Source organism: Amycolatopsis kentuckyensis, assembly GCF_002155975.1.
GTDB lineage: Bacteria > Actinomycetota > Actinomycetes > Mycobacteriales > Pseudonocardiaceae > Amycolatopsis > Amycolatopsis kentuckyensis.
Genome location: NZ_MUMI01000171.1, coordinates 39778 through 56019 on the forward strand (window position 1 = coordinate 39778; position 16242 = coordinate 56019).

Here is a 16242-nt window from a genome sequence, read left to right on the forward strand (position 1 = left end):
GAAAGCCGTGTCGCCCACGGTGAAACTCTCAGGTGCCATGACAGAGGGGGAGTTCCAGCGCACAGCTGTGTGCCCGGCCCAAGGAGCTCCCGATCACTTCCACGCAGTTCGACGCCCGCCACATCGGCCCGTCCGAGGCCGAACGCGCGAAGATGCTGGCCGAGTGCGGTTACGGCAGCCTGGACGCCCTCGTCGGCGCCGCCGTCCCGAGCGCCATCCGCGCCACGCGTGACCTGGTCCTCCCGCCCGCCGCGTCCGAAGAGGACGCCACCGCGGAGCTGCGTGCTCTCGCCGCGCGCAACCGGCCGATGACGCAGATGATCGGCCTCGGCTACTCCGACACCGTGACGCCCGGCGTGATCCGCCGCAACGTTCTCGAAAACCCGGCCTGGTACACCGCGTACACGCCCTACCAGCCGGAAATCTCCCAGGGCCGCCTCGAAGCGCTCCTCAACTTCCAGACGATGGTCGCCGACCTGACCGGCCTGGCCACCGCGAACGCCTCGCTGCTGGACGAGTCGACCGCCGTCGCCGAGGCCGTCACGCTGATGCGCCGCGCGTCGAAGTCCAAGTCCAACAAGGTCGTGCTCGACGCCGAGTGCCTGCCGCAGACCATCGCCGTCGTGCGCACCCGCGTCGAGGCGCTGGGCATCGAGGTCGAGGTCCGCGACCTGCTCACCGGCCTGCCCGAGGACTTCTTCGGTGTCGTCGTCCAGTACCCGGGCGCGTCGGGCGTGCTGCGCGGCCGCGGCTTCTACCACGCGATTTCCGAGTCGGCGAAGGCCGCGGGCGCGCTGTTCACCGTCGCCGCCGACCTCCTCGCCCTGACGCTGATCACCGCGCCGGGCGAGTTCGGCGCCGACGTCGCCGCGGGCTCGACGCAGCGTTTCGGCGTCCCGCTCGGCTACGGCGGCCCGCACGCCGGGTACATGTCCGTCCGCGCCGGGCTCGAGCGCTCGCTGCCGGGCCGCTTGGTCGGCGTCTCGGTCGACGCCGACGGCAACTCCGCCTACCGCCTCGCGCTGCAGACCCGTGAGCAGCACATCCGCCGCGAGAAGGCGACGTCGAACATCTGCACCGCGCAGGTCCTGCCGGCCGTGCTGGCCGCGATGTACGCGGTCTACCACGGTCCGGACGGCCTGAAGAAGATCGCCCAGCGCGTCCACGGCCTCGCCGCGGGCTTCGCGGACGCCCTCCGGAAGACCGGTGTCGAGGTCGTGCACGAGTCGTTCTTCGACACGGTCGTCGCGCGCGTGCCCGGCCAGGCCGCCGAGGTCCACGCCGCCGCCCGCGAAGCCGGCATCAACCTCGGCCACGTCGACGCCGACCACGTCCGCGTCGCCTTCGACGAGGTCAGCACCCCGGCGATCACGGCGAAGGTGCTGCGCGCGTTCGGGATCGAAGAAGACGTCCACGACGGCGTCGCGCTGCCCAACGGCCTGGCCCGCGAGAGCGGGTTCATGGGCCACGAGGTCTTCGGCACCCACCGTTCCGAGACGGCGATGCTGCGCTACCTGCGCCGCCTGTCCGATCTGGACTACGCGCTCGACCGCGGCATGATCCCGCTCGGCTCCTGCACGATGAAGCTCAACGCCACCACCGAGATGGAGCCGATCAGCTGGCGCGAGTTCGCCGGCATCCACCCGTTCGCCCCGGCCGAGGACGCTTCGGGGTACCACACGCTGGTCGAGCAGCTGGCCGGGTGGCTGGCCGAGGTCACCGGCTACGACAAGGTGTCGCTGCAGCCGAACGCGGGCAGCCAGGGCGAGCTCGCCGGCCTCCTCGCGATCCGCGCCTACCACCGTGCGAACGGCGACGAAGCTCGCGACGTCTGCCTGATCCCGTCGTCCGCGCACGGCACCAACGCCGCGTCCGCGGTGCTGGCCGGGATGCGCGTGGTCGTCGTCAAGTGCACCGACGAGGGCAACGTCGACCTGGCCGACCTGCGGTCCAAGGTGGACGCCCACCGGGACACGCTCGCCGCGATCATGGTGACGTACCCGTCGACCCACGGCGTGTACGAGCACGACATCGACGAGCTCGCCAAGATCGTCCACGACGGCGGCGGCCAGGTGTACGTCGACGGCGCGAACCTCAACGCCCTGCTCGGGCTGGCCAAGCCGGGCGAGTTCGGCGGCGACGTCTCGCACCTGAACCTGCACAAGACCTTCTGCATCCCGCACGGCGGTGGCGGCCCGGGTGTCGGCCCGGTCGCGGTGCGCGCGCACCTGGCGCCGTACCTGCCGAACCACCCGCTGCTCGACGCCGCCGGTCCCGCGACCGGCGTCGGCCCGATCAGCGGCGCGCCCTACGGCTCGGCGTCGATCCTGCCGATCTCCTGGGCCTACGTCCGGATGATGGGCGCGCCCGGCCTGACCGCGGCCACCAAGGTCGCCGTGCTGGCCGCGAACTACGTCGCTTCGCGCCTCGCGCCGCACTACCCGGTGCTCTACACGGGCCAGGACGGCCTGGTCGCGCACGAGTGCATCCTCGACCTGCGGCAGCTCACCAAGGAGACCGGCGTGACGGTCGACGACGTCGCCAAGCGGCTCATCGACTACGGCTTCCACGCGCCGACCATGTCGTTCCCGGTCGCGGGCACCCTGATGGTCGAGCCGACCGAGTCCGAGGACCTGGGCGAGATCGACCGGTTCTGCGACGCGATGATCGCCATCCGCGCCGAGATCGACGAGGTGGCGTCCGGTCGCTGGAGTGCCGAGGAGTCGCCGCTGCGCGGGGCGCCGCACACCGCGGAGACGCTGGTCGGCGAGTGGGACAAGCGCTACGACCGCGAGCTGGCCGTGTACCCGGCGGGTGTTTCGCGCAAGAACAAGTACTGGCCCCCGGTGCGTCGCATCGACGGCGCCCGCGGCGACCGTAACCTCGTGTGCTCCTGCCCGCCCCTCAACGCTTACGAAGGCTGACGTGTCCAAGGAAACCTCCCTGCACGGAGTCCACAAGGGACTCGGTGCGCTGTTCACCGACTTCGCCGGCTGGTCGATGCCGGTCCGGTACGCCAGCGAGCTGGCCGAGCACAAGGCCGTCCGCGAGGCGGCCGGGCTGTTCGACCTCTCGCACATGGCCGAGATCCACGTCACCGGCAAGCAGGCGGCCGACGTCCTGGACTACGCGCTGGTCGGCAACCTGACCGGGGTCAAGCCGGGCCGGGCGCGGTACACGATGATCTGCAACGCCGAGGGCGGCGTGCTGGACGACCTGGTCGTCTACCGGCTGGCCGACGAGCACTACCTGGTCGTCGCCAACGCGGGCAACGCGAAGGTCGTCGCGGACGCCCTGGCCGAGCGGGTCGCGGGCTTCGACGCTCAGGTGGACGACCGCTCGGAGGCCACCGCGCTGATCGCCGTCCAGGGCCCGAACGCCGCGGCGATCCTGGGTTCGGTCACCGACGCCGACCTGGACGCGCTGAAGTACTACGCCAGCGTCCCGGCGTCGGTGAAGGGCCACGACGTCCTGCTCGCCCGCACCGGCTACACCGGCGAGGACGGCTTCGAGCTGTTCGCCGCCGCCGACGAGGCCCCGGCGCTGTGGCGCCTGCTGCTGGACGCCGGCGAGCCGCACGGCCTGGTCCCGGCGGGTCTCGCCTGCCGCGACACGCTGCGGCTGGAAGCCGGGATGCCGTTGTACGGCAACGAACTCACGCTCGACCAGAGCCCGTTCGAGGCCGGGCTCGGCCGCGTCGTCAAGTTCGAGAAGCCGGGCGACTTCGTCGGCCGCGCGGCGCTCGAGGAGCGGTCCAAGGCCGACGTCCCGCGCGTGCGCGTGGGGCTGAAAGGCGCCGGCCGGCGCGCCCCGCGGCACGGCTACAAGCTGCTGGCCGACGGGACCGAGATCGGCGAGGTCACCAGCGGCGCCCTGTCGCCCACGCTGGGTTACCCGATCGCCATGGCGTACGTCGATCGGGCGTACGCCGAGCCCGGCACCGAGCTCTCCGTCGACATCCGGGGCAGGATCGAGCCCGTCGAGGTCGTCGCCCTGCCCTTCTACTCCCGCGCGTAAAGGACTCCCAGCTGTGAGCATCCCCGAGAACCTGCAGTACACCAAGGAACATGAGTGGCTGAAGGTCGAGGACGGCATCGCCACCGTCGGCATCACCGCCTTCGCCGCCGAGTCGCTCGGTGACATCGTGTTCGTCCAGCTGCCCGACCCGGGCTCGGCCATCACCGCCGGCGAGGTGTTCGGCGAGGTCGAGTCGACCAAGTCGGTCAGCGAGCTGTATGCGCCGGTCTCCGGCGAGGTCGTCGAGGTGAACGGCACCACATCGGACACCCCCGAGGTCATCAACTCCGACCCGTACACCGAAGGATGGCTCCTGAAGGTGCGTCTGACCGGGGACGTGCCGGACCTGCTCGACGCCGCCGCGTACGCCGCGCTCACCCAGGAGAACTGATGACGACTTTCGACGCCTCCCTCGCCGACGTCGACCCCGAGGTCGCCGCGGCCGTCGCGGCCGAGCTGAACCGCCAGCAGTCGACCCTGGAGATGATCGCCTCCGAGAACTTCGCCCCGGTGGGCGTGCTCGAGGCGCAGGGCTCGGTGCTGACCAACAAGTACGCCGAGGGCTACCCGGGCCGCCGCTACTACGGCGGCTGCGAGCACGTCGACGTCGTCGAGCAGCTCGCCATCGACCGCGCGAAGGCCCTCTTCGGCGCCGAGCACGCCAACGTCCAGCCGCACTCGGGCGCGCAGGCCAACGCGGCCGCGATGTTCGCCGTGCTCAAGCCGGGCGACACGATCCTCGGCCTCGACCTGGCCCACGGCGGGCACCTGACGCACGGGATGAAGATCAATTTCTCGGGCAAGCTCTACAACGTCGTCGCCTACCACGTCGACAAAGAGACCGGGATCGTCGACCTCGCCGAGATCGAGCGCCTCGCCGTCGAGCACCAGCCGAAGCTGATCATCGCCGGCTGGTCGGCCTACCCGCGTCAGCTCGACTTCGCCGAGTTCCGCCGGATCGCGGACCAGGTCGGCGCGAAGCTGATGGTGGACATGGCGCACTTCGCCGGGCTGGTCGCGGCCGGGCTGCACCCGTCGCCGGTGCCGCACGCCGACATCGTCACCACGACCACGCACAAGACCCTCGGCGGCCCGCGCGGCGGCCTCATCCTGTCGCGCGAGGAACTGGCGAAGAAGATCAACTCGGCGGTGTTCCCCGGCCAGCAGGGCGGTCCGCTCGAGCACGTCATCGCGGCCAAGGCCGTCGCGCTGAAGATCGCCGCGAGCGAGGAGTTCAAGGAGCGTCAGGAGCGGACCCTCGAGGGCTCGCGGATCCTGGCCGCGCGGCTGTCGCAGGACGACTGCGCCGCGGCGGGGGTCCGGGTGCTGACCGGCGGCACCGACGTCCACCTGGTGCTCGTCGACCTCGTCCAGTCCACTCTGGACGGTCAGCAGGCCGAGGACCGGCTGCACGAGGTCGGCATCACGGTCAACCGCAACGCCGTCCCGTTCGACCCGCGGCCGCCGATGATCACCTCGGGCCTCCGGATCGGCACGCCGGCGCTGGCCACCCGCGGCTTCCGGGCCGAGGACTTCGCCGAGGTCGCCGACGTCATCGCCGAGGCGCTGAAGCCCGACTTCGACGACGCCCTGCGCTCCAAGCTCCGCGACCGCGTCGAGGCCCTCGCCGCGAAGCACCCGCTGTACGCGGACCTCGCGCGATGAGCGCCCAGCCCGAAGGCCGGAAGCTGCTGCGTCTCGAGGTTCGCAACAGTGAGACGCCGATCGAGAAGAAGCCGCCGTGGATCAAGACGCGGGTGCGGATGGGACCGGAGTTCACCGAACTCAAGGGCCTGGTGCGCCGCGAAGGCCTGCACACGGTCTGCGAAGAGGCCGGTTGTCCCAACATTTACGAGTGCTGGGAAGACCGTGAGGCCACGTTCCTGATCGGTGGCGATCAGTGCACGCGGCGGTGTGACTTCTGCCAGATCGACACGGGTAAGCCCGCCGAGCTGGATCGGACCGAGCCGCGGAAGGTCGCGGAGTCCGTGCAGGCCATGGGTTTGCGGTATTCGACGGTCACCGGGGTAGCCCGTGATGACCTGCCCGATGGCGGTGCCTGGCTGTACGCCGAGACCGTGCGGCAGATCCACGCGATGAACCCCGGTACCGGCGTCGAATTGCTGATTCCGGACTTCAACGCCGATCCTGCGCAATTGGCGGAGGTGTTCGGGTCGCGGCCGGAGGTTCTTGCGCACAACGTGGAAACAGTTCCGCGGATTTTCAAGCGCATTCGCCCGGGATTCCGTTACGCTCGGTCCCTGGAAGTCATCACGGCCGCGCGCGAAGCCGGTCTGGTGACCAAGTCCAATCTGATCCTCGGGATGGGTGAAACCCCGGACGAGGTGGCTCCGGCGATGCAGGACCTGGTGGATGCCGGGTGCGAGATCCTGACGATCACGCAGTACCTGCGTCCCTCGCCGCGGCACCACCCGGTCGACCGCTGGGTGAAGCCGGAGGAGTTCGTCGAGCACTCCCAGGCAGCCGAGGCGATGGGCTTTGCCGGGGTGATGGCGGGTCCGCTGGTGCGCTCGTCGTACCGCGCGGGACGGCTCTACGCCCAGACCAAGCGTTACCGTGGAGAAGAGCTGCCGGAGAACCTGGCCCACCTCGCCGACCAGGGCCCGGCTTCGCAAGAGGCCAGCTCGCTGCTGGCCCGATAGGAAGGGGCGGATCAATGGCGATCAGCGTCTTCGACCTGTTTTCCATCGGCATCGGCCCGTCGAGCTCCCACACCGTCGGGCCGATGCGGGCAGCACTGACCTTTGTGGACGGACTCGGCGACGACCTCGCGCGCACGTCCCGCGTCCAGGGTGAGCTGTTCGGCTCGCTCGGCGCGACCGGTTTCGGCCACGGCAGCGACAAAGCCGTCCTGCTCGGGCTGTCCGGGGAGCGGCCCGAAGAGATCGACACGGACACCGTGCCGGACCGCATCTCGTCGATCCGCGAATCGGGCCGCCTGCTGTTGGCCGGGACGCGCGAGATCGCGTTCGACGAGGACAACGACCTCACCATGCACCGCCGCAAGTCGTTGCCCGCACACCCGAACGGCATGGTTTTCCGGGCGTTCGACGCGTCCGGTGCGCTGCTGCGCGAGCGGACGTACTACTCGGTCGGCGGCGGCTTCGTCCGCGACGAGTCGTACGAGACGGACACGGTGTTCGTCGAGGACTCGACACCGGTGCCGTACCCGTTCCGCACGGGCGCCGACCTGCTCGGGCACTGCGCGTCGACCGGCCTGCCGATCAGCGAGATCATGCTGGCGAACGAGCTGTCCTGGCGTTCTCGTGAGGAGGTGCGCTCCGGGCTGCTCGACATCTGGGCGGTCATGGCGGAGTGCGTCCGCAACGGCTGCACCCACGAAGGCGTCCTGCCGGGCGGCCTGAAGGTGCCGCGGCGGGCCCGCGCGCTGCACGAGAAGCTGCTGGCCGAGGACGGCGCGGACGACCCGCTGTACGCGATGGACTGGGTGAGTCTGTACGCACTGGCGGTCAACGAGGAGAACGCGGCGGGCGGCCGGGTGGTGACGGCCCCGACCAACGGCGCGGCGGGCATCATCCCGGCGGTGCTCCACTACTACCAGCGCTTCATCCGCCACTCCTCGGACGACGGCATCGTCACGTTCCTGCTGACGGCGGGCGCGATCGGCTCGATCCTGAAGCAGACGGGCTCGATCTCGGGCGCGGAGGTCGGCTGCCAGGGCGAAGTGGGATCGGCCTCGGCGATGGCGGCGGCGGGTCTGACGGAAGTGCTCGGCGGCAGCCCGGCCCAGGTGGAGAACGCGGCGGAGATCGGGGTGGAGCACCACCTCGGCCTGACGTGCGACCCGGTGGGCGGCCTGGTCCAGATCCCGTGCATCGAGCGCAACGCGGTGGGAGCTTCGAAGGCGATCCACGCGGCCCGGATGGCGATGCGCGGCGACGGCAGTCACGTGGTGACGCTGGACAAGGCGATCAAGACGATGCGCGAGACGGGCGCGGACATGAGCGTGAAGTACAAGGAAACGGCCCGCGGCGGCCTGGCGGTGAACGTCATCGAGTGCTGACCGGTCGGCTGGGTTCCGTACCTGATTCGGTCCATGGGGTTTGATCGAGTCTCCATCCGCGCTGGCTTCCAATCAGCGGGGCTGGCATATACCGGCGTGAGTTCGGTCCTACGATGCCTGTGGCAGGCGCGGCTTGCTGGCCTGTCCCGCGCCTTGCGCTTTGGTGATCTAGGTCCGCCCAATATCGGCCATGAATGGTGGCACCGACCGGCAGTCGTACTGCGTTCAGCTTCAGCTCTGAGTTGGCTGCCCTCTGTGGAGGAAGGGCCCGGCATGGACTACGGTGGGTGCGACTGGCTGGCTCTAACGACTCCGGATGGTGCGTGTGGGACTCGAGGAACAGATTGCCGAGCGTGCGAAAGAAATCCGAACCGATGGGTATGCCATGTCCATCGGCGAGGTGATGTCTTTGTATCGAGACGAGGATATCGAGGTTCATCCGGAGTTTCAGCGAATCTTTCGCTGGACGGACAGTCAAAAGTCCCGCCTTATCGAGTCTTTGCTTCTGGGAATCCCGGTCCCTCCAATTTTTGTTTCTCAGCGGGAAGATGGGGTATGGGACGTTATCGATGGAGTGCAGCGACTATCTACAATTTTTGAGTTTGTCGGCATTTATCGCGACTACAAAGATGCCACCTTGGAGCCGTTGACTCTGGTTTCAACCGAATATCTTCCTGATCTGGACGGCTTTCGGTGGGAAGTCCCCGGCGTGCAGAACAAAGTCTTCACCGACTCTCTTAGGCGCGCGGTCAAGCGTGCTCGCCTGGAGTTTCGTATTGTGCAGAAAGAGTCGGATGCCAATGCTAAGTATGACCTGTTTCAGCGGCTGAACTCGGGCACGGATCTCTCGCCGCAAGAGGCTCGAAACTGTCTGCTCGTAATGCTAAATGCGCGCATGTTCGAGGCTGTTTTGGATATGTCGACGCTCGGTGTATTCGAGAATGTTGTCCCGCTGTCGGAGCGTAAGGAAAACGAAGCGTTCCGTCAGGAGTTGGTGCTCCGATTTTTCTGTCAGAACGCATTCCAAGGCGGCCCCTCCGATCTTCCGGCTGATCTCGGTGAGTACCTTACAACTTGGACTCGGCGAGCGGCAGAGCTATTCGAAACCGAAGATGATCTGATCGATCCAGAACTCTTCAATCGCGTATTTTCCCTGTTGAACGAGACGGTTGGCGAAGATGCCTTTAGAAGGTTTGATGGCAGCCGGCATCTTGGGTCGTTCTCCATTTCGGCTTTCGAGTTCATCAGTTCCGGCATTGCCGCGAATATTGATTTTTGGGAAGATCAGGGGGATAAGCTAGCCAAAAAAATCCAAAATATTTGGACGTACAGTCAGTTTCGCAACAATTCAGGTGTTGGAGTCAGTGCGCGGAGGAGGTTTCCAAGGCTCGTAGTGCCGGCTCGGAAATATTTCGCGCGAGTGTGATTGTGGCCGTCAAAACTATAGCAGATCTCGAGCAAGCGCTCGATGAGTCCATGGCTTGGCGAAGGATTGAGTTACACGCGCTCCGGGGCGAGATCGCCAAAGCTGAAAAGAACTTCCCTGGAAGACCCCTGACTCGTGTACTCGCTCGAAGTGGTGTTGCTATTCTGTATGCGCACTGGGAGGGGTATGTAAAGGACTCTTGTCAGACGTATGTCGATTACGTAGCTCGACGAAGGCTTCTTTATCGGGAGCTAAACGACGGCTTCTTGGCGGTCTCAGTTTCTGCGTTGTTGAAACGACTTGATTCCGGCAATGATGCCGCAAAGTCAGATCTTATCGATTTGATTCGCCGACCGGAAAATGCTAGAGCGAAGGTCCCGAAGAATCATATCGTTGACACGAAGTCGAATCTTCGATCCTCGGTTTTGTGTGAAATCCTGAGTTCCATTGGGTTTGCGGTCGACAAATTTGATACTAGCAGGAATCTGATCGATCTGTCTTTGTGTGACGCCAGAAACTCGATTGCGCACGGACGTGACCATTATCCGACACCCGGTTCATTTGAGGATCTGCACGCCGAAGTCTTGGAACTGATGGAGCGAATTCACGGTCTTATTATTGAAGCTGCTCGGTTGAGGACCTATCGGGTTTAAGGTCCTCGAGTGGCAGGTCCTGGTTATTGTTAGGTCGGCGGGAGCTCGAGCGTTGCGGCTTGGGCTTGCATGCTGCGGACGCGGCGCTTGCTGTGCTTGTGGCAGCTGCCGCGACCAGGTAAAACCTCGGCAGAGCTCGGTGGCGACGGATCCGGATGGGCAGCCTTGAAGTACATCCCAATTGCGGTTCGAGCGGCGTGTTGGTGGCTGGTGGAGCCGATCGGCAACGGTGGCGACCGGCGAGTGGGTCAGGATTCTCGGTCCTCCGGCTCCACGGCCAGCTTCAACCCCACCTCCACGAGCGTCCAGCCGAACTGCTGTTTCCTCGTGCCCGTGCGGCGGCTCGGCGTCGCACGGCCCGGTGGGCGGTTGCGCACGCCGCGGCGCAACTCGCCCTCTCGTTCGTGGACCAGATCTTCGGCCATCAGGAAGTGCACCGGATCGCCCCCTGCGTCGATGTTCGGTGTCGGTGGTCCCATCGTCGCCGAGAGTGCCCGCCGCGGCCACCGGTTTTCCGGACCGCGAACACAGGGTGATGGCCCGGCAGCGCCTAGACTCGCGGGATGGAGTCGACCTCGGTGGTGAATGCCGGCGAAGCGCTGTTCCGGCCGGTCCGCACCGGCAACGCCTTCGAGGAGACCGTCGAGCGGTTGCTGCAGGCGATCCGGCTGGGCGTCGTCGGCGCGGGGGAGCGGCTCCCCTCCGAACGCGAGCTCGCCGAACGGCTCGGCGTCAGCCGCGTCACGCTGCGCGAGGCCATCCGGGCGCTCTCCGACGCCGGTTACGTCGAGTCACGGCGGGGACGCTACGGCGGCACTTTCGTGCACGACACCCTGCCCGCCCCGCCCGAGCCCGGCGGCAAGGTCGACACCGTTTCGCTGGAAGACGCGCTGAGCCTCCGCTACGTCCTCGAGACCGGTGCCGCCGAGATGGCCGCCGCCCGGTCGCTGAGCCCGGCCGACCGGCAGCACCTCACCGGCACCCTCGCCGAGGCCGCCGGCGCGGACCTCGACGACTACCGCCGCAAGGACTCCCGGCTGCACCTGGCCATCGCCGAGGTGACCGCGTCCGGCTCGCTGACCACGGCGATGGCCGACGCCCGCAGCCGCGTCAACCAGCTGCTCGACCGGATCCCGCTGCTCCCGCCCAACCTCGAGCACTCGAACGCCCAGCACGAGGCGATCGTGGACGCGATCCTGGCCGGCGACGCGCCCGCCGCGCGCCGGGCGATGGCCGAGCACATCGAGGGCACCGCCTCGCTGCTGCGGGCCTTCCTGGCCTGAGCTTTCGACAGTTTCGATCTTCACAGGATTCGAACAACCCTCCGCAGAACCTTCTCACCCGTCCGGCCGTCATCCATTCGTGACCTTGCCGACCGAGGAAACCGCAGAGACCGAAGAAGATCAGCCCGGCAGCCCGGGGTGGCGCCGTGTCCGGCGGATCGCCGGCTGGACGCTCGGCGTCCTGCTCGGCGGCCCGCTGATCGCCTTCTGGATCGCCTACCTCGTGCTCGACGTCCGCAGTCCCCAGGAGGTCCTGGCCGGCCTCGACAAGACCGTCGTCCTGAAGTACGCCGACGGGTCCGAGCTGCTCAAGGTGATCCCGGCCGACGGCGACCGGATGTTCGTCCCCTACGCCCAGGTGCCCGCGAAGCTGCGGGACGCGATCATCGCCACCGAGGACCCGACCTTCTGGGACAACCAGGGCTTCGACCCGACCGGCATCGGCCGCGCGTTCCTCACCGGCGTCGGCGGCGGGTCCGGGATCACCCAGCAGTACATCAAGAAGTCCACCGGCGACGAAGACGCGACGCTCGGGCGCAAGTTCGCCGAGCTCGTGCTGGCCACGAAGATCACCCAGGAACAGGGCAAGGAACAGATCTTCGAAAGCTACGTCAACATCATCTCCTTCGGCCGCGGCACGTTCGGCCCCGCCGCGGCGATGAACGCCTACTTCGGCAGGAAGCTCGACGACACCATCACCTGGAGCGAAGCCGCCTTCCTGGCCGGGATGATCCAGTCCCCGTCGGTGCACGACCCCGCCGCCTCGGGCGAGACCCACGCCACCCGGCGCTGGCAGTACGTGCGCGACAAGCTCGTGAGCCGCGGGTACGTCAAGGACGGCGAACCGATGGCCTACCCCGGCACCGGGATCCAGCCGCCCTCGGAGACGCGCGCCGGCCGCGTCACCTACGACGAGTTCCACGTCAAGCAGCAGGTCCTCGCCGAACTGGAACAGGACGGCTTCCCGCTCGGCCGGCTCCAGCAGGGGAACCTGACGGTCGAGACGACGCTGGACCGCAGCCGGCAGGGCGCCGCGAAGAAAGCCCTGCGGGACAGGCTGAACGGCGAGTCGAAGGGGTTCCGCGGGGCCGTCGTCGCGATCGAACCGGCGACCGGGGCCGTCCGCGCCTACCACGGCGGTGACCAGGGCGTCCGCGACTACGCCGGTACCCCGCACGCGCTCGGCTCGGCGTTCCACCCGTTCACCCTCGCCGCGGCGCTGGGCCACGGCTACCGCGTGGACCAGCCGATCCCGTCGCCGTCGAAGCTGGACTTCCTCGGTGAGAGCTTCCAGTACCCGGACGTCTGCGGCCCGAAGTGCACCCTGCGCTCGGCGATGGAGACGCACGCGGACGGCCCCTTCATCGCGCTGGCGAAGAAGCTCGGCCCGGAGGCGCTGAGCGAGGCCGCGCGGCAGGCGGGCATCCCGGACGCCGTCGACGGCGTCCCGACCCTGCGCGAAAAGGACGGTTTCCTCATCGGGCCGGGCATCGCCATCGGCCGGTACCCGCTGCGGCCGCTGGACGTCGCCGGCGCCTACGGGACCTTCGCCGCCGGGGGCCGGCGCGCCACCCCGCACCTGGTCGCGAAGGTGCGCGACGAGAGCGGCGCGGTCGTCTGGGAAAACCCGGACACCGCGCGCCCCGCGTTCGGCGACGACGACACGAGCCGCCGCGTCGCCGCGGAGGTCACCGCGACCCTGGGCACGGGCGGCCCGGCGGCGCTGCGCACCGGCGAGGCCGAGCACGGCAACAGCCCGGACTACCAGGACGCCTGGGCCGTCGGCTACACCCCGCAGCTGGTGACGGCGGTCTGGATCGGCTCCGACGACGAGCGGCGCCTCAAGGACGCGAGCGGCCGGAAGCTGACCGGCGACATCGTCCCGGCCGACGTCTGGCGCGCCTTCACCGCGGCAGCCTCCCCACCGCCGCGGTGAATCGAAACGGGTGAGTCAGCGGACCAGGGCCAGCACGAACCCGTCGTGCCCCTTGCCGCCGACGGTCTGCACCGCGGTCGCGTCGATCCGGTCCTCGGCGGCCAGCAGCTCGAACATCTCGCGTGCGCCGCGGACGTTCGGGTCGCCGCTGCCCGCGTCGGCCACCCGGCCCTGCCGGACGACGTTGTCGACGACGATCGCCGTGCCCGGCCGCGCGAGTTCCAGCGAGGCACGCACGTAGTTGGCGAGGTTGACCTTGTCGGCGTCGATGAACACGAAGTCGAACGGCCCGGTCAGCGTCGGCAGCGTGTCGAGCGCGGCGCCGACCCGGATGTCGACGACGTCCTCGCCGAAGCCCGCCCGCGCCAGGTTGGCCTTCGCGACTTCGGCGTGCTTCGGCTCGTATTCGCAGGTCACGAGCTTGCCGCTGGCCGGCAGCGCGCGGGCGAGCCAGATCGTGCTGTACCCGCCGAGCGTGCCGATCTCCAGGATCGTGCGCGCTCCGGCGAGCCGGGCCAGCAGGTTGAGCAGCTTGCCCTGGTTGGGCGCGACGGCGATCTGCGGCAGCCCGGCGGCGTCCGCGTCGGCCAACGCCGCGTCGAGCACCGGGTCGGGGGCGAGCAGTGCGCCGGCGAGGTAGTCGTCGACTTCGGTCCAGGTCTGGTCGGTCATGGCACCTCCACCGCCAATCTAGCCCGGGTGGGATCATGCTCGCCGACAGTTTCCGGGTGGGAAGGTGACCATGGACGACTACCGCGTCGTCGCCGACGCCATCGCCGCCGACATCGAGGCCGGCCGCCTCCGGCCCGGCGACCGGCTCCCGCCCCAGCGCCGCTTCGCGCGGCAGCGCGGCATCGCCGGTTCCACGGCGGCCCGCGTCTACGGCGAGCTCGTCCGGCGCGGCCTGGCCGTCGGCGAGGTCGGGCGCGGCACGTTCGTCCGCGCGGCGAAACCGCCGCCCGAGCCCGCGCTCGCCGAGCCCGGCGGCGCCCGCGTCGACCTCGAACTCAACTTCGCCGTCCTGCCGGAGGAGTCGGCCGGGCTGGCGCGCGCACTGGAACCGTTGCTGCGCGAGGACGTCCTGACCGCGGCCCTGCACCCGATCGGCGCGGCCGGCACGCCGGTGGCCCGCGAGGCGGCGGCGGGGCTGCTCGCGCGCGGCGACTGGCGCCCGGACCCGGCGACGATCCTGTTCACCGGCAACGGCAGGCAGGCACTGGCGGCCTCGATCGCCGCGTTCGTGCCGGTGGGGGAGCGGCTCGCGGTCGAGTCGCTGACGTACCCGGTGGTGAAGGCCCTCGCGGCGCGCCTCGGCGTGGAGCTCGTGCCGATCGAGACCGACGAGTCCGGCCTGGTGCCGGACGCGCTCGCCGCGGCCGGGCCGGTGCGCGCGCTCTACGTCCAGCCGACGCTGCACAACCCGCTCGGCACGACGATGCCGCCGCAGCGCCGCGCCGAACTCGCCGCGGTCGCCGGCCGCCTGGACCTGCCGGTGATCGAAGACGGCATCTACACGTTCCTGCGGGACGACGTCCGCCCCTTCGCGGCGTACGCGCCGGAGCGCACGGTGTTCGTGGACAGCCTGTCCAAGCGGGTCGCGCCGGGCTTGACCGCGGGCTTCCTGGTGACGCCGCCGGCCTGGACGGCGCGGCTGGCGTCGTCGGTGCGATCGGGCGCCTGGGGGGCGTCCCGGTTCGCCGTCGAGGCGGCGACGCAGTGGATCGTGACCGGCACCCTGGCGGAGATCGAGGCGGCGAAACGCCGTGACGCGGCCGCGCGGGCCGCGGTGGTGGCGGCGAAGCTCCCGGGCCTGCGCGGCGACCCGGCCTCGTACCACCGCTGGTGGGAGCTGCCGGAGCAGTGGCGGGCGGAGACGTTCGTCGCGGCGGCGGCCCGCCGGGGCATCGCGCTCTCCCCGGCGGCGGCGTTCGCGGTGCTGCCGGGCCACGCGCCGAACGCGGTGCGGGTCGCGGTGTCGGCCCCGCCGGTGGCGACCCTCGAGTCGGCGCTCGGCGTCCTGGCGGGGCTGGCGAGCGGCAGCCCGGACGACCTGCTGGCCGACTGACAGGTCCTGCCAGCGGCGTGCCAGCTCCGTGTGCGGTCCGCGCCAGTGATCTTCGCCAGCCTTCGGGGGTCGCACTGAAACCCGAAGGAGCACGCATGCCCGTCACGATCATCGGCGCCGGCCTCGGTGGCCTCACCCTCGCCCGCGTCCTGCACGTCCACGGCATCCCGGCCGAGGTCTACGAAGCCGAGCCGTCCCCGATGGCGCGGATGCAGGGCGGGATGCTCGACATCCACGACTACAACGGGCAGCTCGCCGTCGAGGCGGCCGGGCTCACGGACGGGTTCCGCGACCTGGTCCTGGAGGGCAGGCAGGCGATGCGGGTGCTCCACCCGGACGGCACCGTGCTGGCCGAACGGCCCGACGACGGCTCGGGCGGCCGTCCCGAGGTGCAGCGCGGCGAACTGCGGCAGCTGCTGCTGGACGCGCTCCCGGACGGCACTGTCCACTGGGGACACAAGGCGACCGGCGCCCGCGCCCTGGGCGACGGCCGCCACGAGGTGACCTTCGCCGACGGTCGCACCGTCGTCACGAACCTGCTGGTCGGTGCTGACGGCGCGTGGTCGCGGATCCGGCCGCTGCTGTCGGCGGCGAAGCCCGAGTACGTCGGCGAAGCCTTCGTCGAGACCTACCTGTTCGACGCCGACACCCGCCACCCGGCCGCCGCGAAGACGGTCGGGGGCGGCTCGATGATGGCGCCCGCCCCGCGCGAGGGGATCCACGCCCACCGCGAGAGCGGGGAAACGCTGCACACGTACGTGTCGCTGACCCGGCCGATGGCGTGGTTCGACGCGATCGACTTCACCGACGCGGCCGC

At 69.2% G+C, this 16242-nt stretch carries 14 protein-coding genes; 12 read left to right on the top strand and 2 right to left on the bottom strand.

The features are described from left to right. Window positions 1-92 precede the first annotated feature (92 nt). The 8 genes from gcvP to CCN39_RS52890 all read left to right on the top strand — a co-directional run bounded on the left by gcvP (window position 93) and on the right by CCN39_RS52890 (window position 10141). Window positions 93-2924 (top strand): aminomethyl-transferring glycine dehydrogenase, encoded by a 2832-nt coding sequence (gene gcvP / locus CCN39_RS17495; RefSeq protein ID WP_086843310.1) that lies wholly within the window; start codon window positions 93-95, stop codon window positions 2922-2924. A gap of 1 nt (window position 2925) precedes the next feature. After that, complete coding sequence (gene gcvT, locus CCN39_RS17500; protein ID WP_086843270.1) at window positions 2926-4017, top strand: glycine cleavage system aminomethyltransferase GcvT; 1092 nt, start codon at window positions 2926-2928, stop codon at window positions 4015-4017. 13 nt (window positions 4018-4030) lie between these two features. Then, window positions 4031-4408, top strand: a complete 378-nt coding sequence (gene gcvH / locus CCN39_RS17505; RefSeq protein ID WP_086843272.1) for a glycine cleavage system protein GcvH — start codon at window positions 4031-4033, stop codon at window positions 4406-4408. Next, window positions 4408-5682: a serine hydroxymethyltransferase gene (gene glyA / locus CCN39_RS17510; protein ID WP_086843274.1), complete on the top strand. Its 1275-nt coding sequence runs from the start codon at window positions 4408-4410 to the stop codon at window positions 5680-5682. The genes gcvH and glyA overlap by 1 nt, the downstream gene beginning before the upstream one ends. Continuing rightward, entirely contained in the window at window positions 5679-6680 is a 1002-nt protein-coding gene (gene lipA, locus CCN39_RS17515; RefSeq protein WP_086843276.1) for a lipoyl synthase, read from the top strand. The genes glyA and lipA overlap by 4 nt, the downstream gene beginning before the upstream one ends. Before the next feature lie 14 nt (window positions 6681-6694). After that, window positions 6695-8062, top strand: a complete 1368-nt coding sequence (locus CCN39_RS17520) for an L-serine ammonia-lyase (protein ID WP_086843278.1) — start codon at window positions 6695-6697, stop codon at window positions 8060-8062. Window positions 8063-8378: 316 nt separating this feature from the next. Then, window positions 8379-9488: a DUF262 domain-containing protein gene (locus CCN39_RS17525; RefSeq protein ID WP_086843280.1), complete on the top strand. Its 1110-nt coding sequence runs from the start codon at window positions 8379-8381 to the stop codon at window positions 9486-9488. A 2-nt stretch (window positions 9489-9490) separates the two neighbouring features. Next, window positions 9491-10141, top strand: a complete 651-nt coding sequence (locus CCN39_RS52890) for an MAE_28990/MAE_18760 family HEPN-like nuclease (protein WP_353526784.1) — start codon at window positions 9491-9493, stop codon at window positions 10139-10141. A gap of 248 nt (window positions 10142-10389) precedes the next feature. On the opposite strand, the gene CCN39_RS17530 is transcribed toward CCN39_RS52890, so the two are convergent. Further along, window positions 10390-10578: a hypothetical protein gene (locus CCN39_RS17530; protein ID WP_244210832.1), complete on the bottom strand. Its 189-nt coding sequence runs from the start codon at window positions 10576-10578 to the stop codon at window positions 10390-10392. Between the two features lie 126 nt (window positions 10579-10704). Here CCN39_RS17530 and CCN39_RS17535 point away from each other — a divergent pair, with 126 nt between their 5' ends. Together CCN39_RS17535 and CCN39_RS17540 are read left to right on the top strand one after the other, a co-directional pair. Continuing rightward, a complete protein-coding gene (locus CCN39_RS17535) occupies window positions 10705-11424 on the top strand; it encodes a FadR/GntR family transcriptional regulator (protein ID WP_167455112.1) in 720 nt (239 codons plus the stop codon). A 79-nt stretch (window positions 11425-11503) separates the two neighbouring features. Beyond that, a complete protein-coding gene (locus CCN39_RS17540) occupies window positions 11504-13360 on the top strand; it encodes a transglycosylase domain-containing protein (RefSeq protein ID WP_167455113.1) in 1857 nt (618 codons plus the stop codon). Between the two features lie 15 nt (window positions 13361-13375). On the opposite strand, the gene CCN39_RS17545 is transcribed toward CCN39_RS17540, so the two are convergent. Beyond that, on the bottom strand, window positions 13376-14032 hold the full coding sequence (locus CCN39_RS17545) for an O-methyltransferase (protein WP_086843285.1): 657 nt from the start codon (window positions 14030-14032) through the stop codon (window positions 13376-13378). 70 nt (window positions 14033-14102) lie between these two features. On the opposite strand from CCN39_RS17545, the gene CCN39_RS17550 reads away from it, so the two are divergent. Both CCN39_RS17550 and CCN39_RS51755 read left to right on the top strand, forming a co-directional pair. Beyond that, entirely contained in the window at window positions 14103-15425 is a 1323-nt protein-coding gene (locus tag CCN39_RS17550; protein WP_167455114.1) for an aminotransferase-like domain-containing protein, read from the top strand. Between the two features lie 95 nt (window positions 15426-15520). Further along, window positions 15521-16242: FAD-dependent oxidoreductase (locus CCN39_RS51755; RefSeq protein ID WP_341867708.1), on the top strand; the 722-nt coding region annotated here is incomplete at its 3' end.

Coding starts and splice junctions, on each gene's coding strand:
- glyA (WP_086843274.1), top strand. CDS start 4,408: ATGACGACTTTCGACGCCTCCCTCGCCGACGTCGACCCCGAGGTCGCC.
- lipA (WP_086843276.1), top strand. CDS start 5,679: ATGAGCGCCCAGCCCGAAGGCCGGAAGCTGCTGCGTCTCGAGGTTCGC.
- CCN39_RS17520 (WP_086843278.1), top strand. CDS start 6,695: ATGGCGATCAGCGTCTTCGACCTGTTTTCCATCGGCATCGGCCCGTCG.
- CCN39_RS17525 (WP_086843280.1), top strand. CDS start 8,379: ATGGTGCGTGTGGGACTCGAGGAACAGATTGCCGAGCGTGCGAAAGAA.
- CCN39_RS17535 (WP_167455112.1), top strand. CDS start 10,705: ATGGAGTCGACCTCGGTGGTGAATGCCGGCGAAGCGCTGTTCCGGCCG.
- CCN39_RS17545 (WP_086843285.1), bottom strand. CDS start 14,032: ATGACCGACCAGACCTGGACCGAAGTCGACGACTACCTCGCCGGCGCA.
- CCN39_RS17550 (WP_167455114.1), top strand. CDS start 14,103: ATGGACGACTACCGCGTCGTCGCCGACGCCATCGCCGCCGACATCGAG.